This window comes from Corynebacterium sp. HMSC063G05 (genome assembly GCF_001810555.1).
Lineage (GTDB): Bacteria > Actinomycetota > Actinomycetes > Mycobacteriales > Mycobacteriaceae > Corynebacterium > Corynebacterium jeikeium_D.
In genome coordinates this window covers 25,513-51,683 of sequence record NZ_KV801830.1, presented here as the reverse complement: position 1 = coordinate 51,683, position 26,171 = coordinate 25,513, and the positions used below count along the sequence as shown (strand labels likewise).

The window sequence follows — 26,171 nt, the reverse complement described above, 5'->3', positions numbered from 1 at the left end:
CACCTGATGCAGGGGTCGGAAGCGTAGTTTTCCGGTCCCTGCATTCGCATGTGTGGGCCAGTTTTGGCACACTTAGCGTCCATGACAAGAATTGCTGTAATTGGTGGCGGAAAGATTGGTAGCGCACTCGTCGGTGGTCTCATCGACGGTGGTGTCTCGCCCTCCTCGATTTATGTGGTGGGGCGCACCAAGGAGAGCCTGGCCGGTCTGAAGGAGACCTACGGCATTGTCGATGCCGACGACCCAGTAGGGGCCGTCGACGGTGCCGACGTGGTGTTCTTGTGCGTAAAACCGTACTTGATTATCGACATGCTCGAGCAGATTGCCGACGTGCTCGATGACTCTGAGGTCGACACCATCGTGGTGTCGATGGCGGCTGGCATCACGCTGGACAAGATGGAAAGCGTCTGTGCTGTCGGTACTCCGGTGATCCGCGTCATGCCGAATACCCCGATGCTGGTGGGCAAGGGGGTCTGTGCAGTCGCGCCGGGCCGCTTTGTCACGGTGAGCCAGACCGACGAGGTTGTCGAACTGTTGGAGAAGGTCGGCAGCGTTGAGGTTGTCGATGAGTCGCTGATGTCTGCAGTCACTGCGGTCTCGGGCTCTGGTCCGGCTTACTTCTTCCAGTTCGTCGAGGCGATGACCGACGCGGGTGTGAACCTGGGTCTCAAGCGTGATCAGGCTAAGCGTCTGGCGTCGGCTACGGCTGCTGGTGCGGCCGAGATGATGATGCAGGAAGGCGCGGACCCGACTGCGTTGCGTGCTGATGTCACTTCGCCGGGCGGTACAACGGCAGCGGCCACCCGAGTTTTCGAGGAAGAGGGTATTCGTCGCGCGGTGCATCGCGCGCTGCAGGCTTGCTATGACAAGGCCAATGAGATGGGTAAATAAGTATTTCGCCGAGTGGTCGCGGGTGTACAAGTAACCCCAATATTTGGGGCATTGGAAATGGTTAGGGGCAGTAGCTAATCCGATACGCAGGGACGATGAGTTAGTCACAACTGTCACACCATTCGCCAATGCCCCTATTTTTTATCAAAAATCGCACCGGCACCTTGCCTACCGGTAGGATATGAAAAGCACGTGCGTGTCACGATTTTCTGCAGGAGGGGAAGCCTGCAGCGCGTCGCGTGCGCTGAAGGGAATATTTACTAATGCAGAATGCAGATAAAGGCACCTTTCTGACCGTTGCGGAAGTTGCTGACATCATGCGCGTATCCAAGATGACCGTCTACCGCCTGGTTCACGCTGGCGAGCTGCCGGCAGTGCGCGTTGGCCGTTCTTTCCGCGTCCATGAGTCCGCAGTCAAGGAGTACCTGGACTCCTCTTTCTACAACGCGGGTTAATTTTTTCTGCCTTTTAAGCGGGGCTGTTTGACCTGAACGCATATGTCCCCGCTATGATTAATCCGATTAGTACATGGTGCTGTGCTGCGCCCCTGTTTCCTATCGTCTTCAAGTCATGAAGTATCGAGCTGTGAAGGCGGAAGGAAAAAAAGGGCGTGACATCTCGGCGGTTGTAAGGCCGCATTGAGTACGCCGCCATTGTGCAAGAAAAAATTTCCGTCAACGAATAGCGAGGTCGAGCCGATGGGTTCCGTCATTAAGAAGCGTCGCAAGCGCATGTCGAAGAAGAAGCACCGCAAGATGCTTCGCCGTACCCGCGTGCAGCGTCGTAAGCTCGGCAAGTAAGCCAGCATTCCTGCCGTTATCGCAGGAGCGCGCGTGCTGCGTCGCGTACACGTTTTAAAAGCAAAACCCGCCCGGTCTCGTTGAGATAGGGCGGGTTTTGTCGTTGGGGGGGGGCTAATCACGGGCTGCCGATTACGGGCTGCAAATGTGAAACTGTAGGAGTTTATGACACTTTCAGGCCATTTTTCGAGCCATTTTTGTCATAAACGCAGTCACTAACTCTCGAGTGCGCCTAGCAGCGTTTAACTTTCCTTGTTCGCGTCCCACAGTCGCTTGCCGACGAGTCCCGCGCCCCCGACAGCTCCTGCCAGCAGTGCTCCGATCGAGAGCCACCGCATCGTGGCGAAGGTTGCGGAGCGAAAGTGGCGATAGTCGTAGATAGTCCACCCCATCTTCTGGGCGTAATTCCGCAACTTGCGGTCCGGGTTGATGGCCACGGCGGTGCCCACCATGGACAGCATGGGAATGTCGTTGGCGGAATCTGAGTATGCCGTGCAGCGAGACATGTCCAACCCGGAAGAGGCTGCCAGAGCTGCCACCGCGTGCTTCTTACCCGGGCCGTGGAGAATATCGCCTACCAGGCGGCCAGTGAACTTGCCATCTTTGACCTCGGCGACCGTGCCAAGGGCGCCGGTCAGTCCGATGTGCTTAGCGATAACCTGGGCCAGCTGCACCGGGGTGGCGGTGACCAGCCAGACCTCTTGGCCAGCCTGGATATGTAGTTCCGCCAGATCGCGGGTGCCCTGGTAAACGCGGTCGCTGATCTTTTCTTCAAAGATTTCTTCGCCGAGTTTGACCATTTCATTCACATCGTGGCCGGCGAAAAACTCCAATGCCTGTTCACGGGCCTTAGCTACGTCGGCAGCGTTTTCCGCGCCTGAGATTCGGAATTTCAGCTGCTTCCAAATCATGCCGGCCAAATCACGCTTCTTGATGAAGCCGCGCTCGACCAAACCCATGGCAAAGAGGAAGATTGATGCGCCTTGGACAAGCGTGTTGTCCACATCGAAGAAAGCGGCTGCGCCCTGATCGCGTTCGACACCTGGAATGGGCTGCGAGAGCACACGGGCACCGCCAGCGGCATCTTCGGCACCAGCTACACTGCGAAATCCCGTAGCCAGTTCTTCGCCGCCGACGTCGTAGACTTCGCCGAGAGCTTCCAGTGCATTGGCAGCCGCTGCAGCACCAGCTTCCTCCTGTGCTTCGTCATTGAGCGGAGCGAGAACTACCTGCTCGAGGAAGTTGCGGACGTTACCCTGCGAGGACGCAAGGTCACCCAGCATGTCGATGGGGAAGGGGGAGCGGTTGTCGGCACTGAACTCACTCACGGCACGAAAATCTCTTTCCACGGTGTATGCAACCGACATCCGTTATCGGAAGCTCTTGTTGAATAGTATCCGGTCTTTAGGCAAAGCTGCGCGCTGAGATTCAAGGAGCGGATGGGGCAAGGATAAGAAGAGTCACTTTTGCAGGGGAAGTGTGGGGAGGGGGACGTCGTAAAGCGAAACAGTCGACCTTTAGACTGGCCGTTATGGTGACTGTGACGGTGATGAGTAGGAAGACGTGCGGTTCGTGCGCCCGAGTGATTGCGCAGATTGAGCCGCTAGTTCGGGACCAAAATGCGCAGTTCCAGGTGGAAGACGTCGATACCGATCCGAACTTGGCCATGGAATTTGGCGATCGCGTGCCGGTGATTTTGGTCAATGATGAGGAAATCGCTTGCTGGGAAATCGATGATGATGAACTCCTGGAAGCGATAGCGGAGGCCGAATAAGTTCGGGAGACAACTCTGCCGAACTGCTAGGAGCTGCGGAGACATGGCAGAATGTGGAGTAGCGGCAAAGAAGTAGGGGAGTGCTGCGAACATCGAGGTAGAGACTAAGTAAAGTATGCCTTTGTTGTGACGAGATGGCAGAGTTGTCTAGCGTTAACAGTCATAGCTGTGTGAAAAAGCCCGTAGCGGGGCCTGTGAAGGAGCAATAGAGCGGTGATTGAGCGGTGAGTGTGCTTCTCGTCGGAATGTCGTACCGGTCTGCACCGGTGACCCTTCTTGAAAAGGTCTCCGTCGGTGAAACTGAGCGAGAGGCCATTTTGGCTCGGCTGGTCGCGGATGAAGCGATCAGCGAAGCGATGCTGTTGTCGACCTGTAACCGCGTTGAGTACTACGTGGTGGCCAACGGCTTCCACTCTGGCCTATCGGCCGTGGTCCGTGAAATTGTCGGTCGTACTGGGCTCGAACTCGATGAACTGACACCGCACCTCTATGTGCGGTACGCACAGGCCGCAGCGGAGCATGCCTTCTCGGTGTGTGCTGGTCTTGACTCGATGGTGCTGGGGGAACAGCAGATTATCGGTCAGCTTCGCAATGCTTACCAGGAAGCGGACGAAGCCGGCACCGTCGGTCGCATGCTGCATGACTTGGCGCAGAAGGCGCTGCACACAGGCAAGCGAGTCCACAGCGAAACACTGATTGATAATGCGGGCGCATCGATGGTCTCCGTGGCCATCGACGAGGCGATTGCTGCGCTGCATCCTGGGTTCAACTCTGGTGTTGACGTCGCTGAGGGTACCGATATTCTGGCCGGACGTTCGGCCCTTATCCTCGGCGCCGGTGCGATGAGTTCGCTGGCCGCCAGTTACCTGGGGCGCTGCGGCATTGATCGTCTGATTATTGCCAACCGCACCGTTGACCGGGCGCAGAACCTGGCTAACCACTCGATCGAAGCGGGCATCCCCGCTACTGCTATTGCGTTGCATGATTTCGCTGATGTCCTCGATGATGTGGACATTCTCGTCAGTGCCACCGGAGCCATGACTCCAGTGGTCTCAGCTGCAGATGTTGTCGACCACGGCCCGCTCGCCATCGTCGATTTGTCTATGCCTCGCGACGTCGCGGAGGATGTCTCCGGGCTTGAGGGGATCGCACTCTTCAACATCGAATTGCTGCAGATGACTCGCACGGAGGTTCCGGGTCGTGATGATGAGGCTGCAGCGCGCGACATTGTGGCCGAAGAGTTGGAGTCCTACCTCACGGCGCAGCGCGCAAGCGAGGTAGCACCGACTGTTCGCGCTCTGCGTGAGCGCGCGGCGGATGTGGCGGCGGCTGAGCTCGCTCGCCTGGAGGCGAAGACACCGGGTCTTACTCAAAAGGAACGTCGCGAGGTCGAGTCCACGGTTCGCCGCGTCGTCGATAAGCTCTTGCACGCGCCAACGGTTCAGGTCAAGAAGCTTTCTAGCCAGCAGGGTGGTGGCAACTACGCGCTTGCCCTGCAGAAGCTCTTCGACCTGCCCCTATCCACCCCCTCTGGCCTGTATGCTGACACCGATATCCCCGCAGATCTCATGGTAGAGGGCCGAATTGGGCGGATGCAGGGATTTGAGCAGTATGGTCTTGACAGTAGTGCCATCATTGAAGGCGTTGCTGAAACCACCAAAAATTAACACCCGGAGGGAAACATGCCTGACCCAGCGACTATTCGTATCGGTACCAGGGGCTCGGAACTGGCCACGACACAGGCCGGTCACGTCCGTGATGCACTGATTGAGCTGGGACAGCCTGCAGAGCTGGTGATTGTAAAGACCGCCGGTGACCATAACCGCCACGACCCGGTGGAAAAGATTGGCATCGGTGTCTTCACCCAGGCGCTGCGTCATGCACTCCGCGAGGGGGTGTGCGACATTATCGTGCACTCGTTTAAGGACCTGCCGACCCTGCCGGAAGACGACATGATGGTCGCAGCCGTGCCGGAGCGCGTCGATCCGCGAGAAGCGCTGATTTCCCGCGATGCCACGCCGCTGATGGACCTGCCTGAGGGGGCTCGTGTGGGTACCTCCGCGCCGCGTCGTGTCTCTCAGCTGCGTGCGCTGCGCTCCGATCTGGAACTTGTACCATTGCGTGGAAACATCGAAACCCGCATGGGGCGCGTCTCTGAGGACTTGGACGCTGTCATTCTGGCTCGCGCTGGGCTGGAGCGCACGGGTCGCCTCGGAGAGATTGCGGAATCCCTGGATGTGGATGTCCTCATGCCAGCCCCGGCTCAGGGCGCCCTGGCGCTGGAGTGCCGCACTGCTGACCGCGAAATTGTGGATATTCTGCGCAAGATTGACCACCCGGTGTCCCATGCCCGGGCTGTCGCTGAGCGCGCGGTACTCAATGAGCTGGAAGCGGGCTGCACCGCTCCGGTCGCGGCCTACTCAACCGTGAGCGACAGTGGTGAACTCACCCTGCAGGCGGGGGTGTTCGCACTCGACGGTTCGCGTCAGTTGCTCGAGACCGCTACCGCAAACGTGGATAAGGCCGATGAGCTTGGCCGGAAGGTTGCGGCGGCCCTGCTCGAACGGGGTGCTCATGAGGTAATGGGCGATACCCTGCGGGAATCTCAAAAGTAGCCGGTTAGTTAATTTGGCTCAAACCCTTTATGCTAATAGGCCTGTATGCATGCCGTTGGGATAAGGGTTTCCTTCGTGTGCTCGCATGTGAGATTCAGGTATCTACCTGCCCCTCACATGCGTTGGCGCATGTCCGCTTTCTTCCTTAGAGACTCATCGGCACGAAAAGTGAACAACCAATAGAAAAGAAATCACTCCGCAACGATGAACACCTCCCTCCCCTCAGCAACGGGACGCATCCTGTTCGTCGGCGCTGGTCCTGGAAATCCCGACCTGCTGACGCTTCGCGCCCGTGAGATTCTCGCAGACACCGCTATCGCCTACGTCGACGCCGATGTCATGCCGGGGGTTCGAGAGCTCGTCGCAACCGATGTGCCTGTTCCTCCCGAGCTGCTGAAGGAAGCCGAGGAAGAGTACGAGCGCATGTGCGCCGCAGCCAAGGCCAAGGGATCTCGTCGTAAGCCGCCGCGTCCGGCACCACCGACCGCCGCAGATCTGCGCACGCCTATCGACGATCCCAAGAAGATGGCAGAATTGCTCGTCGAGGAAGCCGCTAAAGGCAATGACGTGGTGCGTTTGGTGGCAGGCAATCCGCTGACCAACGATTCGCTGCTGGCCGAAATCAACGAGGTCTCGCACGCCGATGTTGAGTTCCAGATCGTCCCTGGCATGTCCGTGCCCTCCACCGTCCCGGCATTTGCCGGTATCGCGTTGGGCTCGACGTACACGGAGACCGATCTCGATCGCGCCGATGTGGACTGGGACGAGCTGGCCCAGGCACCGCAGCCGCTGGTACTGCAGGCCGTGCAGGACGACCTGTCCGCCATTGCAACTGAGCTCGGCGAACGCGGCCTGCCGTCGTCGTTGCCGGTGTCGGTGACTGTCAACGGTACGACTCGTCTGCAGCGCACCTACGACGTCACACTGGGCACCTTGGCGCAGCTCTCGGGTGACCTGACCGGTCCGCTGGTGGTCACGCTTGGCAAGGGTGTGGACAATCGTTCGAAGTACTCATGGTGGGAAAACCGCGCTCTCTACGGATGGAAGGTGCTGGTCCCACGTGCCAAGGCGCAGGCAGGCCCGATGAGTGCCCGTCTCGTTGCGCACGGCGCCATCCCGATTGAGGTCCCGACCATCTCAATCGAGCCACCGCGCAGCCCGGCGCAGATGGAACGCGCCATCAAGGGGCTTGTCGACGGCCGTTACCAGTGGGTTGTCTTCACTTCCGTCAACGCCGTCACCGCAGTGTGGGAGAAGTTCCAGGAATTCGGCTTGGACGCGCGCTCCTTCGCTGGGGTCCGCATCGCAGCCGTCGGCCATCGCACCGCCGCTGCCATCCGCGATCTCGGCATCACTCCGGAGCTGCTTCCGGATGACACTCGTCAAAATGCCGCGGGCATTGTCGACGTGTTCCCGGAGTACATCGAGGATCTCGATCCGGTCAACCGCGTGCTGCTGCCGCGCGCCGATATCGGCACCGATGTGCTTGTCGACGGTCTGATTGACCTGGGCTGGGAAGTTGATGATGTGGTCGCTTACCGTACCGTGCGGGCAGCGCCACCGAGTGCGGATATCCGCGACATGATTAAGTCCGGTGGCTTCGACGCAGTGTGCTTCACCTCGGGGTCGACGGTGAAGAACCTGGTCGGCATCGCGGGTAAGCCGCATGCTCGCACCATCATTGCCTGCATCGGGCCGATGGCCGCAGCCACGGCTCGCGAGTACGGCCTGCGGGTAGATGTCGTGCCGGAGCGCGCAAGCATCCCGGAGCTGGTGAATGCGCTGGCAGAGCATGTTGCGCAACTGCGGGCGGCAGGGCAGCTGCCACCACCGCGCAAGAAGCGTCGTCGTTCGCGTAAAACCAAGGACTGAGCAGGGGCGTACCGGAGCGAGTTCGCGTTTTGATTAAGGTTGTCTTTATGACTACATCTGGAGCTTCTGAATCATCCCGCGAAATCGATCTCGAACAGTTTGGATTTCCTCTCCCGATTCGTCGCCCACGCAGGCTGCGCACCAACCCGGTGATGCGTGCGATGACGGCGGAGACGACACTGACTCCGAAAAATCTCATCCTGCCCATGTTTGTTGCAGATGGGATTGATGAGCCGAAGCCAATCAGCTCCCTGCCCGGGGTAGTGCAGCATACCGAGGACTCCCTGGTAGAAGCTGTGCGCGAGGCTGTTGAGGCAGGTATCTCGGCAGTTGACCTCTTCGGTGTCCCGCTGGATGCGGACAAGGACGGCGAGGGCTCTGAGTCCTGGAATCCGGAGGGCGTACTCAACCGTGCCCTGCGTCGTCTCCGCGACGAGTTCGGGAATGACATTTTGATTATGGCCGACACCTGCCTGGATGAGTTCACTGACCACGGCCACTGTGGTGTGCTGGGCAAGGACCGCTTCGGCAACACGGTCGTTGAGAATGACCGCACGCTGATTAACTACATCAAGATGGCCGTTGCGCAGGCCGACGCCGGTGCCCATATCGTGTCCCCTTCGGGCATGATGGACGGCCAGATTGCCGCAATTCGCGAGGGCTTGGATGCCGCTGGCCATGAGGATGTCTCCATCATGGCGTACTCGGCAAAGTACGCCTCCGCCTTCTACGGTCCATTCCGTGAAGCTGTGGGCAGCTCGCTGCAGGGTGATCGCCGTACCTACCAGCAGGATCCTGCAAACCGTCGTGAGTCCCTGCTTGAAGTGCAGCTCGACGTTGACGAAGGTGCGGACATGGTGATGGTCAAGCCGGCCATGAGCTACCTGGACATTCTGCGCGAGGTCGCGGATATGTCGCCGGTGCCGGTTGCCGCCTACCAGGTCTCTGGTGAGTACGCGATGATTCACGCCGCTGCCGCCAACGGGTGGATTGACCTGGATGCTGCGATGATGGAGGCAGTACTGAGCATTCGCCGTGCCGGTGCGGAGCAGATTTTGACCTACGCAGCGGTGGACTTGGCGAAGAAGCTGCGCGCCCAGTTCTAATTCGCTCGGGTGAACGTGCAGTAGCAAATATCGAGAAGTGGACGGATGACTAAAGAAGAGAAGAAGCCCGCAATTCCCGAGCAGGTCGAGGGAGCTAGGCAGGCGTGGCGGGTTACGGCCGTGTTGCAGCTGCTCGTCGCTGCGGTAGCTACGGTGACCTACTGGCTGCATCCGGAAATGCTGATGAGCCCCTCAACCGCTAAGGAGAATTTCCCGGGTTTCAGCGAGGGCCAGATTGATGCTGCCATGAAGGCGACTATCGTTATCGCGTTCTTTTTCGCAGTGGGGCTTTGCATCGCGTTCTTCGCCATTATCGAGCGAATGCGCAAGGGGAGCGAAGGTGCTCGCACCGTGCTGGTTATCGGCTCGCTTTACCTGGCACTGTCGGCGCTGATGTCCTTCTTCTCTTCTACGGCTTCAGAATCGGGAGTGCCGGCATCCCTCGTTCTTATCAGCGGAATTGTGCGAATCGCCTCGGCCACTGCCGCGGTAGCGGGTCTAGTGCTCGCCGCTTCGAAGGAATCCAAGGACTACTTCGATCATCAGCGCCCGTCGAAACCGTGGACCCCGTCCGCTCCGGAATCGCATCTGCCGAGAGCGTCGAAGCATGGCGCTGATCCAAAGCGGCAACAGCAGCTGGGCCAGTCACAGCCCAAGCAATCCAAGCAGCCTGAGGAGTCCAAGCGATGATGTCCCTGCCGAGTCGGCCCTGGCAGTGGGTGCTCTTCGTCGCGCTCATCGCCCAGATTGTCCTGAGCTTGATACTGGTCACCGGCGACTATTCGCAGGCTCCCGCCGCCGTTGGCCGCGATATCTACATCGTCGCCGGTGTGACGCTGGTCTGCTCGCTTATTGGTAGCGGCTGCTTGCCGACGGCCACTGAGTTCAAACTCTCCCGGAACTGCCTGCTCATCATGGTGATTATCACGGCTCTCGCCATGTTCTTTGCCATTATGGCTGGAGCGCTGACTGTATGGGTTATCGCGCCCAGCCTGGCGATGGCGTGTGGACTACTGTTGCTCTATCGTGAATTAGCGCTCACGCGCGCCAACCAGCCACAGGATTAGACGGAAAGTTTCAAAGGCCATGAGTGACACCGGTGAGTTTGATTTCTCTCTGGACAATCGCGTTGAACAAGCGATTGTGGATGCCAAGGTCGCTGCTCGTAAGGCATTGCCACGAAGCCGTCAGGACATCGACGAAGAAAGTGCCCATCAGCGGCTTGCACACCGCAGAGGCCAGTCCAACACAGCTTTCGCACTCATCCTGGAAAACTTGGAAAACGCCGAGAGCGCTGAGCGTGCTGAGCATGTTTTGGAATCCTTTCCAGATGTGACCGCCTCTGTGGTCTACAAGCCCGGACGCGCGTGGATTACCGCGCCCGATACCATCGATCCGAATCAGTTCATCGAAGCTCTCCGCGAAATTGGGGTCGAGTCGTACCTCACGCGCAGCACGCTTCGGCGTCGTGCAACTCGGCTGGATGTGTCACAACATCGCCGTCCCGCTGTTCCGGCTGCCGCTCAACAGAATGAGGAGGAGCGCATTCGCCGTCGTGAAGCGGCCTTGCGCCGAAGCGGCGGTGGCGCGGAAGTACTGTTCACGGCGCGTGAACTGGTGACCAAGCAACGCTTTTGGGGAAGCCTGTTCCTATCGATTCCGGTGCTGGTGACGTCGTTGAACGTCAACTGGCAGTTCCCGGGTTGGCAGTGGATGTGTCTTGTGCTGACCACGATTGTGGTGTGGTGGGGTGGTTGGCCGTTCCACCGGGCAATGGCGGCGTCCCTGCGTCGGCGGATGTCGGCGCTGGATGGGGCGAGCTCCATTGCCATCCTGCTGGCGTGGCTGTGGTCGCTAGCGCAGCTTATCTTTGGTCCCGCGGGACAGATTGGATATACCACTGCGCCCACTTGGTTTGCTTTCAACTACCGGGAAAGCGCCTCGGCAGAGGTGTTTTTCGACGTTGCCTGCGGTCTGACTGTGCTGTTGCTAACAGGTCGCATGTTTACGCGCTACAACAAGGTGCGTACTGGACAAATCTTGCGCAACCTGCGCATTCCAGCTGAGCGAAACGTGACAGTCGTGCGCAAGAGCGCTAAATCCGCGGAGCCGAAACGGGTGGAGGTGACGGTCGCGGAGCTCAATATCGGTGATGACATCGTGGTTCCACCGCACTCGGTGATTCCGGTTGATGGCTCAGTCATCGGTGGTGCGTCCACGATGGATGCGCAGCTACTCGGTATCGGCGTTGAACCGCAGAAGGTCAAGGTCAATTCCAAGGTTTGGGCCGGTGCAATCAACCTGGATTCGGAGCTCAAGGTGCGCGTGGAACGCACCGGTTTCAAGACCCGGGCGTCATCGATAGCGCGCTGGCTTCGTCAAGCGGTTCGAGAAGAAACGGTGATGCACCAGACCGCAGTGCACTCGGCATCAGAGCTGGTGCCATGGACGCTGTCGTTGGCGGGCGTGGCTTTTTGCGGCTGGTGGCTGGCGACTGGCACGATGAGCGGTGCCCTCGCGGTGGCGCTGGCTATGCTCTCGGGCATCGCGCCGGTGGCATTGGCAATGTCTACGTCGACCGTGCAGCGCATCGGGATTCTGGCCGGTGCTAGTAACGGAATCTTGATTCGTGGCAATGAGACTTTCCGAAAGCTGGCCGCTGCCGATGTGGTGATTTTTAACCGAGTTGGAACGCTGACCGAGGGTGACACCCACGTGCTCGGTGTCGCCGCTGAGCGCAATGAAAATCCGGATCTGGTTCTGCGTGTGGCGGGCGCTCTCATGATGGAGAGCAACCACCCGGCATCAGCGGCAATCGTGCGCGCGTGCCGTGTATCCCGCGACGCCGGTTCCGGCGGTGGCGAGGTGCCGCACTGGATTGAGACTGTACACGTCGCAATTGCGGAAGACGGTGCGTTCGTTGGCCAGGTAGAGATCCCGGTGAAGGACTCGGACGACAAGTTGGAGATGCGCTTTGTTGAGGGGCGCGTTTGGCGTCCGCGTGATCTCACTGCACTCAGCGAGAAAATGGCCGTGGCTGCGCTCAGTGGCGGTACTCCGATGGTGGTGTCGTGGCGTGGCAAGGTCCGTGGTGTCATCACCATTGGTGAGGACATTAAGCCCGATGCGGTCGAGAGCATTGACCAGCTTGAGGATATGGGCGTGGACACCATGATGATCACGCGAGATCCGTATCCAGTAGCCCGTCGTTTTGCTGACCGGCTGAATATCTCACGAGTATTCGCGGGCATCATTGCCTCCCGCAAGGCCATTGCGGTGCGTTCGGTCCACAGTGACGGCGAGACTGTCGTGATGGTTGGCGACAAGGACATCCGGGACTCTCTGCGTGCCGCTGACGTGGGTGTTTTGATGGACAACACCGAAGGCAATCAGAATCTTGATGTTGATTACGCCGATGTCGTGGCACTGCGTAACAACGTGTTGTCGATTCCGGAGGCCATTGAAATCGCACGTGCTGTGGTGCGGATGATGGACTCCAACATCTACTTTGCGTGGTTCTACAACGTTGCGGTCATCCTGCTGGGTATGACCGGTATGATTCACCCGCTGCTGGCATCGCTTTTGATGATTTTCTCCAGCTTGTGGATCGACTGGCGATCCCGTCGAGTGTCCTCTCGCCGCAAGCATCTATTCAGGGTGAAGCTGGGACGTTGGTAGGGCAGGGTAGCCCTTCATCCGAGTGGCCGTCTACGATGGTCACCGTGACTCAAGACATTAATGCTCCTCATGTCCCAGAAAACGTTGAGCTCACCGATCGTTCGGCAGAGTTCTTTACGCAGGCTCAGGCAGTGACGCCGGGTGGCGTGAACTCGCCGGTCCGCGCCTTCGGTTCCGTCGGTGGCACCCCACGTTTCATTGACCACGCCGCGGGCTCTCGTCTCGTGGATGTTGATGGTAACGAATATGTGGACTTGGTCTGCTCGTGGGGTCCAATGATTCTGGGCCACGCGCACCCGGCAGTGGTGGAGGCCGTTCAGAGCGCCGCCACTCGCGGTTTGTCTTTCGGCGCTCCGACGACGGCTGAGACCGACCTGGCTCGTCACATCGTTGAGCGCACGTCGGTAGATGAGGTGCGTCTGGTCAACTCCGGCACTGAGGCCACTATGTCCGCAGTACGCCTGGCTCGCGGTTTCACTGGCCGTTCCAAGATCATCAAGTTCGCCGGCTGCTACCACGGTCACGTGGACGCGCTGCTGGCATCGGCCGGTTCCGGTGTCGCTACTTTTGGTCTGCCGGATTCGCCGGGTGTCACCGGTGCATCGGCTGCCGACACCATTGTTGTTCCTTATAACGACATTGAGGCCGTCAAGGCCGCATTCGCTGAGAACCCGGGCGAGATTGCCTGTGTCATCACTGAGGCGGCAGCGGGCAACATGGGTACCGTCGCACCGCAGGACAACTTCAACGCGAAGTTGAAGGAAGTCTGCCACGCAGACGGCGCACTGCTGATTCTCGATGAGGTCATGACTGGCTTCCGCGCTTCCTACAACGGCTGGTACGGCATTGATGGTGTGGCCGGTGACCTGACCACCTTCGGCAAGGTCGTCTCCGGTGGTCTGCCGGCAGCTGCCTTCGGTGGTCGCCGCGACGTCATGGAGTACTTGGCTCCGAACGGTCCGGTGTACCAGGCAGGCACACTCTCCGGTAACCCGGTCGCTATGGCAGCTGGCCTGGCCAACCTGGAGAATGCCACGAAGGATGTCTATGACACCGTCGCAGCCAATGCAGATCGCCTGGCCACGATTCTGTCCGACGCCCTGACCAAGCAGGGCGTGGCCCACCACATTCAGCGTGCGGGCACGATGCTCTCGCCACGCTTCGCCGAGGGCGAGGGCCATAACTTTGAGCAGATGCAGGCAGCGGATACTTTCCGCTACCCGGCTTTCTTCCACGCCCTACTGGCCAATGGTGTCTACCCGCCGGCTTCTTGCTACGAGACCTGGTTCGTCTCCGCTGCGCTGACCGACGCCGACTTCGAGATTATCGAGCGTGCAGCAGCCCGCGCGGCCGAGGCGGCGGCAACCGCCAAGCCGGAGTAGGTGACACGTGCCGAACAAGACCAATTCGCAGGCAGCACAGCAGGAATCGCAGCCGACACAGCCGGAAAACCAGGCGTCTAAGCGTGCAACAAAGCACGCCAAGACCACGGTCGTACATCTCGTCCGCCACGGCGAGGTTTATAACCCGGATAAGATTCTCTACGGTCGCCTGCCCGGCTGGCACTTGTCTGAGCGCGGTCAGCGTCAGGCAGCGGCCACGGCCTCGTCCTTCGAAGGCCACGACATCCGCTACTTCGCCTGTTCCCCGCTACAGCGCACGCAGGAAACCTCACGGCCCTTCACCGAGATAATCGGCATGAAGCCGACCCTGGATGAAGATTTGCTGGAGGCTGGCAACTCCTTTGAGGGTTTACACATCAAGGGCATTGACTCCGCACTGTGGAATCCGAAGTACTGGCCACGGCTGCGTCGTCCGAGCGTGCCCAGTTGGGGCGAGCCCTACGAGGAGATCGCGGACCGTATGTTCCACGCCATCGAGCGAGCCCGCGAGGCCGCCGAAGGAGCGGAAGCGGTGCTGGTGACGCACCAGCTGTGCATCATTGCAGCTCAGCGTCGTGCGCGGTACTTGAAGCTCGCCCACAACCCGGCAACTAGGCAGTGCGATCTGGCCAGCGTGACCTCCTTGGTCTTCGTCGGCGACACCATTGTCGACGTGCGCTACAGTGAACCGGCCGGTCACCTGTAAGGTGAATAAATAGTTTTGTTGAAGTTTCACTGACCCCCGGAAGGTGGCACCCCAAGTGGCCAAGGTCTCATCGTCCCGAATTGCAGCAACGCTAGCGGCAGCAACTCTGTCTCTGTCGCTCGCAGCATGTAACCCCGGAGATTCAGTGGGACACGATGCCGTTGCCGTCGGCGGTCAGTTCGAGTTTGTTTCTCCAGGGGGTCAGCAGATCATTGACTACGCACCCGAGGAGCGCAAACCGGTCGGCAAGGTGTTCGGTCCTTCTCTAGAGGACGACGACAAGAAAATCTCCCTCGATGACTTCAAGGACCAGATTGTGGTCCTAAACGCCTGGGGGCAGTGGTGCGCACCGTGCCGATCCGAATCGGATGACCTGCAGTATGTCCAGGAACAGATGGAAGAGCAAGGTATCGGCACCGTTCTCGGCATCAACGTCCGCGACAATGTCCGCCAGGCTCCCATCGACTTTGTGAAGGACAACGGCATCACCTACCCGTCCATCTATGACCCGGCCTTCGTCAACGCCAGCGCACTCGGCGGCATTCCGGCTTCGGTGATTCCGACAACCATCATTCTGGACAAGCAGCACCGCCCGGCCAAGGTCTTCCTCCGCGAGGTCGATCACACCATGCTGATGAAGGCTGTTAATGAAGTGAAGGCGGAGGGCTAGGCCCCAGCATGGGAACTCTTGCCATGGACACGATTTATCTTGCCGATGGCATCGGCCAGCAGTTCGCCGACGCCGCCACCGGCGGTCCCATCCTATTAGGCCTGCTCGCTGCTGCGCTGGCTGGTCTCGTCTCGTTTGCCAGCCCGTGCGTCATTCCGCTCGTGCCCGGTTACGTCTCGTATCTCACCGGTCTTTCCGGAGCATCGGGGGCGCAGGGCCAGGGCTTGACGACGGGCACTGCGGACGCAACCGCCGTCGATAAGCGTGACGGCGATGGAGGGCGTGGCAAGCGTTCCGCAACTGCCCGCGTCGGCCTGGCTGCGTTGCTGTTCGTGCTGGGCTTCACTGTCATTTTCGTGCTGGGGTCGGCCTCAATTTTCGGGCTCGTGTCCACGCTGCGTCTGCAGGCGCGCACGCTGACGATTGTCGGTGGCGTGGTGACCATCGTGATGGGACTCGCCTTCATGGGCATGGTGCCGGCGCTGCAGAAGGACACCCGCATGGCGCCGAAGCGCTGGACCACGTGGCTGGGAGCGCCACTGCTTGGCGCGGTGTTCGCGCTGGGGTGGACGCCGTGTCTGGGCCCGACGCTGACTGCAATTATTTCGGTGTCCGCGGGCACGCAGGGTATGACCGCGGCCAGGGGAGTGGCGCTGATTATCGCTTACTGCCTGGGGCTGGGGCTGCCGTTCATTTTGGTGGCGCTGGGGTCGGCACGCGCGATGCGTGGAGTGGACTTCCTGCGTAAGCACTCGCGAACTATTCAGCTCATCGGTGGTGTGGCGCTGGTGCTGGTCGGAATTGCCCTGGTCACGGGACTGTGGGATGTTTTTGTTGCCTGGGTTCAGGCCGCTTTTATTACTGATACGGTAACGCCAATTTAGTGAAAGATTTTTCGATGTCGGTGAATTGGAATAAGGTACGACAGCCCTTCCAGCAGGTCTGGAACTGGTTGACCAGCATGCGCACAGCGCTGATTCTGCTGTTCATCCTCGCTTTCGCAGCGGTTCCGGGCGCCCTGTTGCCACAGCGCTCGCTGAATAAGGACAAGGTCGACCAGTATCTAGCCGCCAACGGCAAGACCGCCGAGATCATGGATAAGCTGCAGCTTTTCGATGTCTTCTCGTCCGTCTGGTTCGTCGCCATCGTGGCATTGCTGCTGATTTCCCTGGTTGGCTGCATTATTCCGCGCACCATCGACCACTACAAGGCCATGAAGACGCCACCGGCCAAGGCGCCGAAACGGTTGGCGCGTCTTCCGCTTCACGACGAAGCCGTGGTCGATGCCTCTGCGGATGAAGTTTCTAAGCGGGTGCGTGAGCGCCTGAACAAGTGGGCGTTGACCGAGACTCCAGCAGATGAAGATCGCGCTGGGGCACGATCCTTTTCCGCGGAGAAGGGATACCTGCGTGAGTTTGGCAACCTGGTGTTCCACCTGGGCATTGCGCTGCTGATTATCATCGTCGGCTTGGGCCGCATGATCTATTACGAGGGTCAGGTCATTTTGCTGACCAACACCGGCACCGAGATTTCTGACGACAACGTCAATAGCGCGGTGGGCGTTCCGTTCTGTAACACCGCTGCTGCGAACTATGACTCGCTGCGTGCTGGCAACACCTTCGACGGTACAACTCTGAACCCGTTCTGTATTCAGGTCGATGACTTCTTCGCCGATTACCTGCCGAACGGTCAGGCCAAGATGTTTACCTCTCATATCCGATTCGCAGAAGAAGAGGATATGCGCAAGCCGGTCGATGAGTGGGAAAAGACCACGCTGCAGGTCAACCACCCTCTGCGCATCGCCGGTGACCGCGTCTACCTGCAGGGGCACGGCTTTGCGCCTGCGTTCAAGGTGACCTGGCCGAATGGCGAGTCGCGTACGTCGATTGTCCAGTTCCGTCCGGATGATCCGACCTTCTTCCTGTCCTCTGGTGCGCTGCGCTTCGACCCACCAGCAGGCATGTACCCGGACTTGTTCGAGCGCCGCCAGAACCAGATTGCAATCGAGGGACTGTTCGCTCCGACCGCGGAGTTTACTGGTGAAAAGGGTGCTCTGCTGCAGTCCTCTTACCCGGCGATGCAAGACCCGGCCGTGGCTGTCGACATCTACCGCGGCGACGCGGGCTTGGACACCGGTCGTTCGCAGGGGCTGTTTTCCCTCGACCGCGATCTGATGCACTCGGGTCAGCTGGCTAAGGAAGCCCGCGTCAACCTCAAGCAGGGCGAATCCACCGAGCTTGCCGACGGCACCAAGATTGAATTCCTCGGTGCGAAGGAATTCGTCAACTTGCAGGTTTCGCACGATCCCACGCAGTTCTGGGTGCTGGTGGCAACTGTGGCCGCACTGGCGGGCATGGTTCTTTCGTTGGGCATTAAGCGCCGACGTGTTTGGGTGCGCATGTTCCCGCTGGAAGATGGCCGCACTCGCGTTGAGTTCGGTGGCCTTGCCCGCACCGACAAGGCAGGTTGGGGCGAGGAGTTCCAGTACATCGTAGATGACATCCTGGAACGTGACAGTGATGACGAGGATGCTGCTGACAACAATGCTGCGACCGACGAGAGCGCGGACGACAAGGACAAAAGCTAACTGACCACTAAGTCTGGTCCATCATTACTGCAGGGTGAATGCGCGGGGGCGAGAATTGCGCCTCCGCGCATTTTTGCGTCCCCCGTGTCCCCGGTCCCCTTTTGCTTAGTCCTGCTTTAGTACTAGGGTTTGAAGAAGTATTCCGCTAATTCCACACTTTGGAGCCAAGTACATGCTCGTCAATAAGACACTGGCGCAGTTTTCGGACTGGTCGTACTTCACGGCCTTCGCCTTTTATCTTGTGGCCTTTGTTATTTCCATTGCCTACTACAGTCGTCGTATCGCGGCCGCTGAAGCGAAAAGCCAGGTTGCGGAACGCGAGCTGGTAGCCGCCGGTGCGGGTGAGGGAGCTACCACCGCTAGTGTTGCTGACTCGGGGGAGTCGGCGACGAAGTCGTCGGCAAGCGAGCCTAAGAACCAGGTGCTGACGAACCGACTCGGCGTTGTGACGGAAATGCTGATTTACGTCGGGGTGGCCGTGCACTTTGCATCGGTGCTGCTGCGTGGCCTGGCCGTGCAGCGTTTCCCGTGGGGCAACCTCTACGAGTACGTATCAGTTTCAATCCTCTTTGCTATGGCAATTGCAGCTGGCGTACTGCATCGTGAAACCATGCGTGTGTTCTGGCCGTGGCTGTTGGCTCCGATTCTGGCGCTGATGTTTTACGGTGGTAAGAACCTATATGTTGAGGCTGCTCCGGTGGTGCCGGCACTGCAGTCGATTTGGATTCCGGTTCACGTCTCGATTATTTCTATCGGGTGCAGTATCGCACTGATTTCCGGTGTTGCCTCGATTCTCTACATGCTGCGGATGTACAACCGCGAGGGCAAGGAAAAGGGCTTCCTGGGCAAACTGGTCGCGCCGCTGCCGGATGCTCAAAAGCTGGATGCGATTGCTTACCGCACCGCTATTTGGTCCTTCCCACTGTTCGGTCTGGGCATTGTGCTGGGCGCTATCTGGGCCGAGTCCGCATGGGGTCGTTACTGGGGCTGGGACCCGAAGGAGACCACGGCGCTGATTACCTGGATTATCTACGCCCTGTACCTGCACGCTCGCGCGACTTCGGGTTGGCGTAATACCAAGGCCGCGTGGATCAACATCTTCGGTTTTGCCACCATGGTGTTCAACCTCTTCTTCATCAACCAGGTGGTTTCGGGCCTGCACTCCTACGCTGGTCTGAACTAAGTCTTCACACTTGTACAAAGCCGGCATCGCCGGGTGAACTAGAATCGCTTCCATGCGCGTTCTCGTCACCGGTGGTGCCGGCTTTATTGGTTCCAACTTCGTTCTCCGCACTCTGGCTACACGGCCCGATGTGAATGTCACGGTGCTGGACGCTTTCACCTATGCCGCGAACCCTGCGAGCTTGGATGGCGCGGACTGTGAAATCATCCGCGGCGATGTTCGTGACGCGGAGCTGATCGATCGCCTCGTGCCCCGCTTCGACGTGGTCGTCCACTTCGCCGCAGAGAGCCATAACGACAATTCGCTGGTGGATGCCGATCCCTTCGTCACCACTAATGTCATGGGCACCGTGAATCTGGCCAAGGCTTGCGCCACCCACGACGTCCGCCTTCACCACATCTCCACCGACGAGGTCTTCGGCGATCTCGCTCTCGACGATCCAGCACGCTTTACGACGGCCACCGCGTACAAACCCTCCAGCCCCTACTCGGCCTCCAAGGCTTCAGCGGATCACTTTGTCCGGGCGTGGGTGCGCAGCTTCGGGTTGGTTGCGACGATTAGTAACTGCTCGAACAACTACGGGCCGAGGCAGCATCCGGAGAAGCTGATTCCCCGCCAGATCTGTGGTCTGTTGCGCGGTCGTAGCCCTCGCGTGTACGGCACTGGCGAGAATGTTCGGGACTGGATTCACGTCGATGACCACAACGACGCGGTCTGGGCAATCTTGGATTCTGGCGAGGTGGGGGAGACCTACCTGATTGGTGCCGATGGCGAGCGTTCCAACCTCGACGTGGTCGGAGACATCCTGGAGGGCTTCGGTCGTGAGCGGTCCGACTTTGTCCATGTCACTGACCGCCCGGGGCATGACCGTCGTTATGCGATTGACCCCGCATCCATCCGCAGCCTTGGCTGGCAGCCGCGCTACCAAGACTTTTCCGCGGGGCTCGCCGAGACCATCGACTGGTATCGCGCCAACGAGTCCTGGTGGGCGGCGGCCTACGATGCCGCTGAGGCTGGCTACGCGGAGCGCGAGCAGGAGTTGTAGTTCGCTGCTGGGGCATGCCTAGCGAACCCTCAACGCACACTCAGTGCACACTCAACGCGTGCCACAGCCTCAGCCCGGGCGCCCCGTCTACACTTGTTACCCATGAGCCCTAAGAGCACATTCCAGCCCACTTCTATCGACGGCGTTTTCACCTTCGAACCGGTCATCCACGGCGACAGCCGCGGTAGTTTCCACGAGTGGTATCGCCTCGACGCATTCGCCGAGGCCACGGGCTACCCGTTCTTCCCGGAGCAGGCCAACATGAGTGTCTCCGCCGCAGGCGTTGTCCGTGGCCTGCACTTCGCTGACGTCAGCACCGCGCCAGATGGCCACCCCGGCCAGGCGAAGCTGGTTACTTGTCCCGCGGGCCACATCCTCGACATTGCGGTTGACCTGCGTCGCGGCTCCGATACCTTCGGCAAGGTCGAGGTTTTCGAGCTCGACAGCAAGACCCGCCGAGTGGTCTATCTGCCCAACGGCATCGGACATGGCTTCGTCTCGCTTGCCGACGACTCTGTGCTCACTTACCTCACTTCCACCGGTTACAACCCGGAGGCAGAGCGTGCTGTTAGCATCCAGGACCCGACTCTCGGAATTGACCTGGCTGCGCTGCTGGCCAAGGGTGGTCTCACCGACGCGGACATGATTCTCTCCGAGCGCGATCAGAAGGCTCCGACTATCGAGCAGTTCGAGGCCGAGGGCAATAAGCTCCCCAGTGAGTTTGACTGCAAGGATCTTGAGAACATGGCTCGCGACGAGTGGGCAATCGCCAACGAAGCGGCCGGGCAGTAAGGCAGAAAGGCGCGAGCACTATGAAGGGCATCATCCTCGCAGGTGGTACGGGCTCTCGGCTGTTTCCCATCACACTTGGCGTAAGCAAGCAGCTGGTTCCCGTCTATGACAAGCCGATGATCTACTACCCGCTGAGCACGCTGATGCTAGCGGGAATCAGGGACATCCTCGTCATCACCACGCCACATGATGCCCCGCAGTTTGAACGCTTGCTTGGCGACGGCTCGCAGTGGGGCCTCACCCTCACCTTTGCCACCCAAGACGAGCCCCGTGGTCTCGCTGAAGCGTTCATCATCGGTGCGGACCACATCGGCGATGACTCCGTTGCCCTCATCCTCGGCGACAACATCTTTTACGGTGCTGGCTTGGGCACGCAGCTGCGCCGCTTCCATAACGTCGATGGCGGAGCGATCTTCGCCTACTGGGTCGCAGATCCCACAGCCTATGGAGTCGTGGACTTCGACCAAAGCGGCAAAGCCGTGGCGATCCAGGAGAAACCGAAGAAACCACGCAGCCATTTCGCGGTGCCTGGTTTGTACTTCTATGATGCCGAGGTTGTTGAGATAGCTCGCTCGCTGCAACCGTCGTCACGCGGCGAATTGGAAATCACGGATGTTAACCGCGCCTACTTGGAGCGCGGGAAACTGCAGGTAGAGGTGCTGCCGCGCGGCACGGCATGGCTGGACACGGGCACGGTGGACAATCTGATGGCCGCGGGTGATTTCGTGCGCACGATTGAGCAGCGGCAGGGGCTAAAGATTGGCTCGCCGGAAGAGGTGGCGTGGCGCATGGGATTCATTGACGATGCTGCGCTTAGCGCGCGTGCCGACGCCCTCAGCGCCAGTGGCTACGGGGAATATCTACAGCAGTTGTTGCTGCGTGGCAAGGACGTTTAGTCAGTTTCGCCGGGATTATCGGGGTTGTCGTCCTGCTCCCGTTCGCGCCGCTCCTGCAGCTCCTGCTCACGTTTACGGCGATCGAATTCGGCCTTCTTGAGCTTCCAGAGAAACTCCGGATCATCGTCGGGAGCGAGCGGACGGGGTTCCGGTTGCGGAGCGGAAATACGTCGCATGCCGTTGCCGCGACTGCCGGGGCCAAATGCCTTCCACAGCATGACTACGACAAGGATGATGAACAGCAGCAGAATGAGCCGACCCATGTAATAGCTAACCTCCTGGATTTACCGACTAGAATACGCAACGAGTCCCGTAGTGCCCACGAGGGGTATCGCACTGCATGCGGTACGGCGTACAGAGTTCGTTAGGGTACAAAGGAACGTTGGACACGAACAGCCATGGACGCTAGCAACGCCCGGGCACAGCACAGGCGTAACACGTAGAGGTGAGGGTTTAATGACCAATCCAGCAGAGCAGGACAAGTTGGCTTCTGAGGCTCAGATGCCAGCAGCTCCGGTGACCAAGAATGCTGGTCGCGGCAATGCCATGAAGGGGCTGTTCTGGTACGGCCTTGCTCGTCTGCTGCTATTCCTAGTGCTGTTCTTCATTCTGCTCGTGATTATCTACCTCGTTAATGTGCAGATTCCGGCTGCAATTACGGCTGTGTTCGCACTGATTATTGCGATGCCGCTGTCGGTTTTTGTGTTCCCGAAGCTGCGCGTCCAGGCCAATGAGTCTGTTGCAGTGTGGTCGGAGAACCGCCGCGCGCACAAGGAATACATTGCGCAGCAGATTAAGGACCGCGAGGAAAACTAGCGCACCTTCTCCAGGGCCCGCTCGATAGCCCGGTTCACCGCTTCCGGAGCCTCGAGCGGCAACATGTGGCCGGCCCCGTCGACTTCAACCAGTTCGGCGTCCGGCCACTTTTCCATAATTAGGTCTGCTTGCTTGCGCGGAGTGACATCGTCCTTCGTGCCCACCAGTACCGCTCCTGGCAAGCCCTCCAAGTAAGGCCCGGATGCGAACTCGTCGTGATCCTGCAGGTCGTCGAGATATCCCACGAAAGTTTCCAGCGGTGTTTCATTAATCATGGCCGCGTGGAACTCGATGATCTCGTAGTCCGTGCGCCGGGCGAACACCGCCACCGCCAACGACGGCGCCATCAGTGACGCGATTGCCTCGCGGAACTTGCGAATCTCCTTCGGCGAGGACTCAATTGCATTGCGCGCCGCATCCGCCACCGGGGACGCCAGAATCTGCGGCACACCCTGGGCGGCCAGCTTGTCGATAGACGTGGAAATCAACACTACGCCTGCTATCCGACGGCGAATGCTTTCCTCGGCAGCCCGCACCATGTGCAGTGCAATCAAACCGCCTAGCGAATGCCCAACCACGATGAGTTTTCCGGTCGCGGCACGCTCGGCGATCACGGCCAGCGCATCGGCCGCAGCCCCTTCGACCGTGCAGAGTGAAGCCGGAACCGCTCCGGTCTGGCCGTGGCCGCGCAGATCCATAGTCAACAGGCGTGCTTCCGGGTGCGACTTGCGCAGCGCGTTGAACTGCCGGTACCAGGACTCACCAGCCAGGGTGAAGCCGTGGACGAAGACGATGGTCACGGGTTCTTTGGCGGGTTCGCTAGGTTCAACCTCGTACCAGTGCACCGGAATATCGGTGGTGACAGCATCCGGCTTGTCGCTGGCCTTCCGCTCGTCGTCCTTGGCCGCAATCTCGGCCGTGACCGGTGCGGTCTTGATATGCACCACGCCGGTTGACGTGAGATCGGTGAGTCCCGGTTCACGGGTCTGCGAATGCAGCGCACCGTGCTCCAGCGCCAGTCGGCGGCGTCCCGATTTGGTCAAACGCAGAGCAGCGCTGCGGGCGAAAGCTGGAGCCTTGGCTGCTGTGTCGCCAACTCGGGTTGCGGCCTCCTGGACGTCGTCAAGCGCCTTGTGCGTCAGTGTGCGGAAGTCCATCGGTACCCCCTAGCTGAGCGCGAGTGCGAGTGCCGTAATGACGGACCAGGCAAGCATCATCTTGCCGGTAAGCCCCAGTACCGGGATGAGCTCCTTGCCCTTCTTATGCATGCGAATTGGCTCGGAGGCCTTCACCCACAGCGGCACGATGAGCAGACCCACCAGCGCCCATGGGCGCCAGAAAGCGATAAAGCTGCTGGCCAGCGCGGGCATGAGGGAGAGAATCTGCCAGACGATGCGGGTGCGGAAGTCGCCCAGGCGAACTGCCAAGGTGATCTTGCCGGTAGCGGCGTCGGTGGGGATGTCGCGCAAGTTGTTCGCCAGGTTCACGGCAGAAGACACCGAACCAATACCAATTGCGCAGGCCAGGCCGACCCAAGACAGCGAGCCCGTCTGGGTGAATTCCGTGCCGAGCACCGCGACGAGACCGAAAAAGACGAAGACCGAGACCTCGCCAAGTCCGCGATAACCGTAGGGATTTTTACCGCCGGTGTAGAACCACGCAGCCGCGATGCACAGTGCACCGACCAGAATGAGCCACCACGCGCTCATCAGGGACAGCGCCACACCGGCAAGACCGGCGACACCAAAGGAACCGAACGCCGCGTACTTCACAACCTTCGGCTCGACCAGACCAGAACCCGTCAGGCGCAGCGGGCCCGAGCGGTCATCGTCAGTGCCGCGGATGCCATCGGAGTAGTCGTTGGCGAAGTTCACGCCCACAATCAACGCCCACGCGACAACCAGCGCGAGCACCGCACGTCCCCAGATAATCGGCGCGTGCGTCGATGCCGCTCCGACACCGACGATGACCGGCGCAAACGCATTCGCCCAGGTATGGGGGCGCGCGCCTTCCAGCCAATCGCTTAACGACGCCGTTGCAGGACTCTTTGGTGCTTCAGACATGAATTAATAATAGGACGTGACACCAAATGCCTTGAACTAATGCGTGTCTGAATGAGCTAAAAGAGCGCCGCGACTTTCTTCCGGTCGACCTTGCCCGGACCAATCAGTGGCAGGACCTCCACGCGACGCAGGTCCTTGGGAATCATCCAGTGATTGATTCGCCCGGCGTCTTCAGCATCGCCGAGCCCGTCCATGACATCGCCGAGCTCAGCGATGCCTTCATACGCTGCGACGATAGCGTGGCCGAGCCTTGGGTGTGGCACACCGACCACGCAGGCTCCCGTAACTCCATCGATGGCGAGCAGTTCACGTTCGAGGACTTCGGGGTGCAGCTTCAACCCGCCGGAGTCGATGATGGTGTCCAGGCGTCCCGTAATGACTAGTCGGCCATCGTGGATCTCGCCCGCATCGGAGGTGGCGAACCAACCTGGTTTATGGAAAGCCTCGTGACTGGGCGCGTTGCGGTAACCGTGTGCAATCATCGGTCCGCCCAGCCAAACGCGACCATTTTCGATGGCGACCTGTGCACCTTCGATGGGCTGTCCGTCATAGACGCAGCCGCCGGCTGTCTCGGAGGAACCATAGGTGGTCACGACGTTGATGCCGAGTTCTTCGGCGCGCGCTGCCACCTGCGGGTTCAAGGCTGCGCCGCCGACAAGGACAGCATCAAACAGGCGCAGGGCTGCCGCGCCAAAGGGTTCTTCCATGGCCTTGGCCAGCTGCATCGGAGCCAGCGAGGTGTAGGCACGGTCGCTGGTGAGGGCCTCGGCGCCGTCGGCGAATGCGGCCACATCAAAACCGTCGGTCACATCCACACACACCGGATTCGTGCCCGCGAGCAGCGAACGAATGAGAACCTGCAGGCCAGCGATATGGTAGGCCGGCATCGCCAGCAGCCACTGCCCTTCACCGCCGAGCCACTGATGTGTAGCGGTAGCAGAGGAGACCAAGTTATCCACCGTCAGCTGTGCACCCTTCGGTGTGCCGGTGGAACCGGAGGTGCCGACAACAAGCGCGATGGATTCATCAATTGGCTCACCTGCGCGTTGCGAGTTCCGCAAGATTGAGGCGCGCGTGCCGTCGTGAAGCGGAACGGGAAGAAGAGAGACCTCACCGTCCAGCGCAGCGCGGAGGTCGGGCAGGATGGCGGTCGGGTTGTGGGGATTGATGGAAAGCAGGCTGAGCGTACGCACAACCCAAACCATAGTCGGTGTTATTCCGTAGTTTCTGGTGGCGAGGTCGGAACAATCGTGGCCTCGGGCGCGTTGCGCAGACCAAAGACAGTCATAGATAGA

At 59.8% G+C, this 26,171-nt stretch carries 26 protein-coding genes; 21 read left to right on the top strand and 5 right to left on the bottom strand.

The features are described from left to right. Nucleotides 1-81: 81 nt before the first annotated feature. The 3 genes from proC (at nucleotide 82) to HMPREF2751_RS10550 (ending at nucleotide 1,691) form a co-directional block, all read left to right on the top strand. Entirely contained in the window at nucleotides 82-891 is an 810-nt protein-coding gene (proC, locus tag HMPREF2751_RS00250; RefSeq protein WP_070595090.1) for a pyrroline-5-carboxylate reductase, read from the top strand. 263 nt (nucleotides 892-1,154) lie between these two features. Further along, nucleotides 1,155-1,346: a helix-turn-helix domain-containing protein gene (locus HMPREF2751_RS00245; protein ID WP_005509751.1), complete on the top strand. Its 192-nt coding sequence runs from the start codon at nucleotides 1,155-1,157 to the stop codon at nucleotides 1,344-1,346. 243 nt (nucleotides 1,347-1,589) lie between these two features. Further along, on the top strand, nucleotides 1,590-1,691 hold the full coding sequence (locus HMPREF2751_RS10550) for a 30S ribosomal protein bS22 (RefSeq protein ID WP_003855542.1): 102 nt from the start codon (nucleotides 1,590-1,592) through the stop codon (nucleotides 1,689-1,691). A gap of 242 nt (nucleotides 1,692-1,933) precedes the next feature. Here the strand turns inward: HMPREF2751_RS10550 and HMPREF2751_RS00240 are convergent, their stop codons facing one another. Further along, nucleotides 1,934-3,058 carry an HAD family hydrolase gene (locus HMPREF2751_RS00240; RefSeq protein ID WP_016421984.1) on the bottom strand — a complete coding sequence of 375 codons (1,125 nt, stop codon included), beginning with the start codon at nucleotides 3,056-3,058 and terminating at the stop codon, nucleotides 1,934-1,936. A gap of 164 nt (nucleotides 3,059-3,222) precedes the next feature. Between HMPREF2751_RS00240 and HMPREF2751_RS00235 the strand changes: the two genes are divergently transcribed. From HMPREF2751_RS00235 to rfbA, 17 genes are all read left to right on the top strand, one after another. Then, on the top strand, nucleotides 3,223-3,465 hold the full coding sequence (locus tag HMPREF2751_RS00235; RefSeq protein WP_016421985.1) for a glutaredoxin family protein: 243 nt from the start codon (nucleotides 3,223-3,225) through the stop codon (nucleotides 3,463-3,465). A gap of 224 nt (nucleotides 3,466-3,689) precedes the next feature. Next, on the top strand, nucleotides 3,690-5,132 hold the full coding sequence (locus HMPREF2751_RS00230; protein ID WP_042388369.1) for a glutamyl-tRNA reductase: 1,443 nt from the start codon (nucleotides 3,690-3,692) through the stop codon (nucleotides 5,130-5,132). Nucleotides 5,133-5,147: 15 nt separating this feature from the next. Further along, nucleotides 5,148-6,080 (top strand): hydroxymethylbilane synthase, encoded by a 933-nt coding sequence (hemC, locus tag HMPREF2751_RS00225; protein ID WP_049190547.1) that lies wholly within the window; start codon nucleotides 5,148-5,150, stop codon nucleotides 6,078-6,080. 204 nt (nucleotides 6,081-6,284) lie between these two features. Then, complete coding sequence (locus HMPREF2751_RS00220) at nucleotides 6,285-7,952, top strand: bifunctional uroporphyrinogen-III C-methyltransferase/uroporphyrinogen-III synthase (protein ID WP_070595088.1); 1,668 nt, start codon at nucleotides 6,285-6,287, stop codon at nucleotides 7,950-7,952. 47 nt (nucleotides 7,953-7,999) lie between these two features. Then, the gene (hemB, locus tag HMPREF2751_RS00215; RefSeq protein ID WP_049172406.1) at nucleotides 8,000-9,058 is read left to right on the top strand and encodes a porphobilinogen synthase; all 1,059 of its coding nucleotides are present in this window, start codon (nucleotides 8,000-8,002) and stop codon (nucleotides 9,056-9,058) included. Between the two features lie 45 nt (nucleotides 9,059-9,103). Continuing rightward, nucleotides 9,104-9,748 (top strand): hypothetical protein, encoded by a 645-nt coding sequence (locus HMPREF2751_RS00210; RefSeq protein WP_016421990.1) that lies wholly within the window; start codon nucleotides 9,104-9,106, stop codon nucleotides 9,746-9,748. Next, the gene (locus HMPREF2751_RS00205; RefSeq protein ID WP_016421991.1) at nucleotides 9,745-10,125 is read left to right on the top strand and encodes a hypothetical protein; all 381 of its coding nucleotides are present in this window, start codon (nucleotides 9,745-9,747) and stop codon (nucleotides 10,123-10,125) included. Before HMPREF2751_RS00210 ends, HMPREF2751_RS00205 begins: the two co-directional genes overlap by 4 nt. Before the next feature lie 19 nt (nucleotides 10,126-10,144). Continuing rightward, a complete protein-coding gene (locus tag HMPREF2751_RS00200; RefSeq protein ID WP_016421992.1) occupies nucleotides 10,145-12,736 on the top strand; it encodes a heavy metal translocating P-type ATPase in 2,592 nt (863 codons plus the stop codon). Between the two features lie 35 nt (nucleotides 12,737-12,771). Further along, complete coding sequence (gene hemL / locus HMPREF2751_RS00195) at nucleotides 12,772-14,118, top strand: glutamate-1-semialdehyde 2,1-aminomutase (protein WP_049190552.1); 1,347 nt, start codon at nucleotides 12,772-12,774, stop codon at nucleotides 14,116-14,118. Nucleotides 14,119-14,125: 7 nt separating this feature from the next. Beyond that, nucleotides 14,126-14,824 (top strand): histidine phosphatase family protein, encoded by a 699-nt coding sequence (locus HMPREF2751_RS00190; RefSeq protein ID WP_076772585.1) that lies wholly within the window; start codon nucleotides 14,126-14,128, stop codon nucleotides 14,822-14,824. Between the two features lie 55 nt (nucleotides 14,825-14,879). After that, the gene (locus HMPREF2751_RS00185; RefSeq protein ID WP_016421995.1) at nucleotides 14,880-15,494 is read left to right on the top strand and encodes a TlpA disulfide reductase family protein; all 615 of its coding nucleotides are present in this window, start codon (nucleotides 14,880-14,882) and stop codon (nucleotides 15,492-15,494) included. Between the two features lie 23 nt (nucleotides 15,495-15,517). Continuing rightward, on the top strand, nucleotides 15,518-16,378 hold the full coding sequence (locus HMPREF2751_RS00180) for a cytochrome c biogenesis CcdA family protein (protein ID WP_070546392.1): 861 nt from the start codon (nucleotides 15,518-15,520) through the stop codon (nucleotides 16,376-16,378). A 14-nt stretch (nucleotides 16,379-16,392) separates the two neighbouring features. After that, on the top strand, nucleotides 16,393-18,081 hold the full coding sequence (locus HMPREF2751_RS00175) for a cytochrome c biogenesis protein ResB (RefSeq protein ID WP_070546362.1): 1,689 nt from the start codon (nucleotides 16,393-16,395) through the stop codon (nucleotides 18,079-18,081). Nucleotides 18,082-18,253: 172 nt separating this feature from the next. After that, entirely contained in the window at nucleotides 18,254-19,264 is a 1,011-nt protein-coding gene (gene ccsB, locus HMPREF2751_RS00170) for a c-type cytochrome biogenesis protein CcsB (RefSeq protein ID WP_016421998.1), read from the top strand. Nucleotides 19,265-19,316: 52 nt separating this feature from the next. Then, the gene (gene rfbB / locus HMPREF2751_RS00165) at nucleotides 19,317-20,309 is read left to right on the top strand and encodes a dTDP-glucose 4,6-dehydratase (RefSeq protein WP_016421999.1); all 993 of its coding nucleotides are present in this window, start codon (nucleotides 19,317-19,319) and stop codon (nucleotides 20,307-20,309) included. 102 nt (nucleotides 20,310-20,411) lie between these two features. Next, complete coding sequence (locus HMPREF2751_RS00160) at nucleotides 20,412-21,101, top strand: dTDP-4-dehydrorhamnose 3,5-epimerase family protein (RefSeq protein WP_016422000.1); 690 nt, start codon at nucleotides 20,412-20,414, stop codon at nucleotides 21,099-21,101. 20 nt (nucleotides 21,102-21,121) lie between these two features. After that, a complete protein-coding gene (gene rfbA / locus HMPREF2751_RS00155) occupies nucleotides 21,122-21,997 on the top strand; it encodes a glucose-1-phosphate thymidylyltransferase RfbA (protein WP_016422001.1) in 876 nt (291 codons plus the stop codon). On the opposite strand, the gene HMPREF2751_RS00150 is transcribed toward rfbA, so the two are convergent. Further along, the gene (locus tag HMPREF2751_RS00150; RefSeq protein WP_016422002.1) at nucleotides 21,994-22,260 is read right to left on the bottom strand and encodes a hypothetical protein; all 267 of its coding nucleotides are present in this window, start codon (nucleotides 22,258-22,260) and stop codon (nucleotides 21,994-21,996) included. The two genes, rfbA and HMPREF2751_RS00150, sit on opposite strands and share 4 nt — an antisense overlap. A 193-nt stretch (nucleotides 22,261-22,453) precedes the next feature. Between HMPREF2751_RS00150 and HMPREF2751_RS00145 the strand changes: the two genes are divergently transcribed. Next, nucleotides 22,454-22,813, top strand: coding sequence for a DUF4229 domain-containing protein (locus tag HMPREF2751_RS00145; RefSeq protein ID WP_016422003.1), 360 nt, complete (start codon nucleotides 22,454-22,456; stop codon nucleotides 22,811-22,813). Here HMPREF2751_RS00145 and HMPREF2751_RS00140 read toward each other — a convergent pair. Genes HMPREF2751_RS00140 through menE form a run of 3 tightly spaced genes read right to left on the bottom strand, consistent with a single transcriptional unit; the run spans nucleotide 22,810 to nucleotide 26,081 of the window. Continuing rightward, nucleotides 22,810-23,970: an alpha/beta fold hydrolase gene (locus tag HMPREF2751_RS00140; RefSeq protein WP_049192983.1), complete on the bottom strand. Its 1,161-nt coding sequence runs from the start codon at nucleotides 23,968-23,970 to the stop codon at nucleotides 22,810-22,812. The genes HMPREF2751_RS00145 and HMPREF2751_RS00140 overlap by 4 nt on opposite strands. A 9-nt stretch (nucleotides 23,971-23,979) precedes the next feature. Further along, nucleotides 23,980-24,876, bottom strand: a complete 897-nt coding sequence (locus tag HMPREF2751_RS00135; RefSeq protein WP_016422005.1) for a 1,4-dihydroxy-2-naphthoate polyprenyltransferase — start codon at nucleotides 24,874-24,876, stop codon at nucleotides 23,980-23,982. A gap of 56 nt (nucleotides 24,877-24,932) precedes the next feature. Next, complete coding sequence (gene menE / locus HMPREF2751_RS00130) at nucleotides 24,933-26,081, bottom strand: o-succinylbenzoate--CoA ligase (protein WP_048732378.1); 1,149 nt, start codon at nucleotides 26,079-26,081, stop codon at nucleotides 24,933-24,935. Between the last annotated feature and the right edge of the window lie 90 nt (nucleotides 26,082-26,171).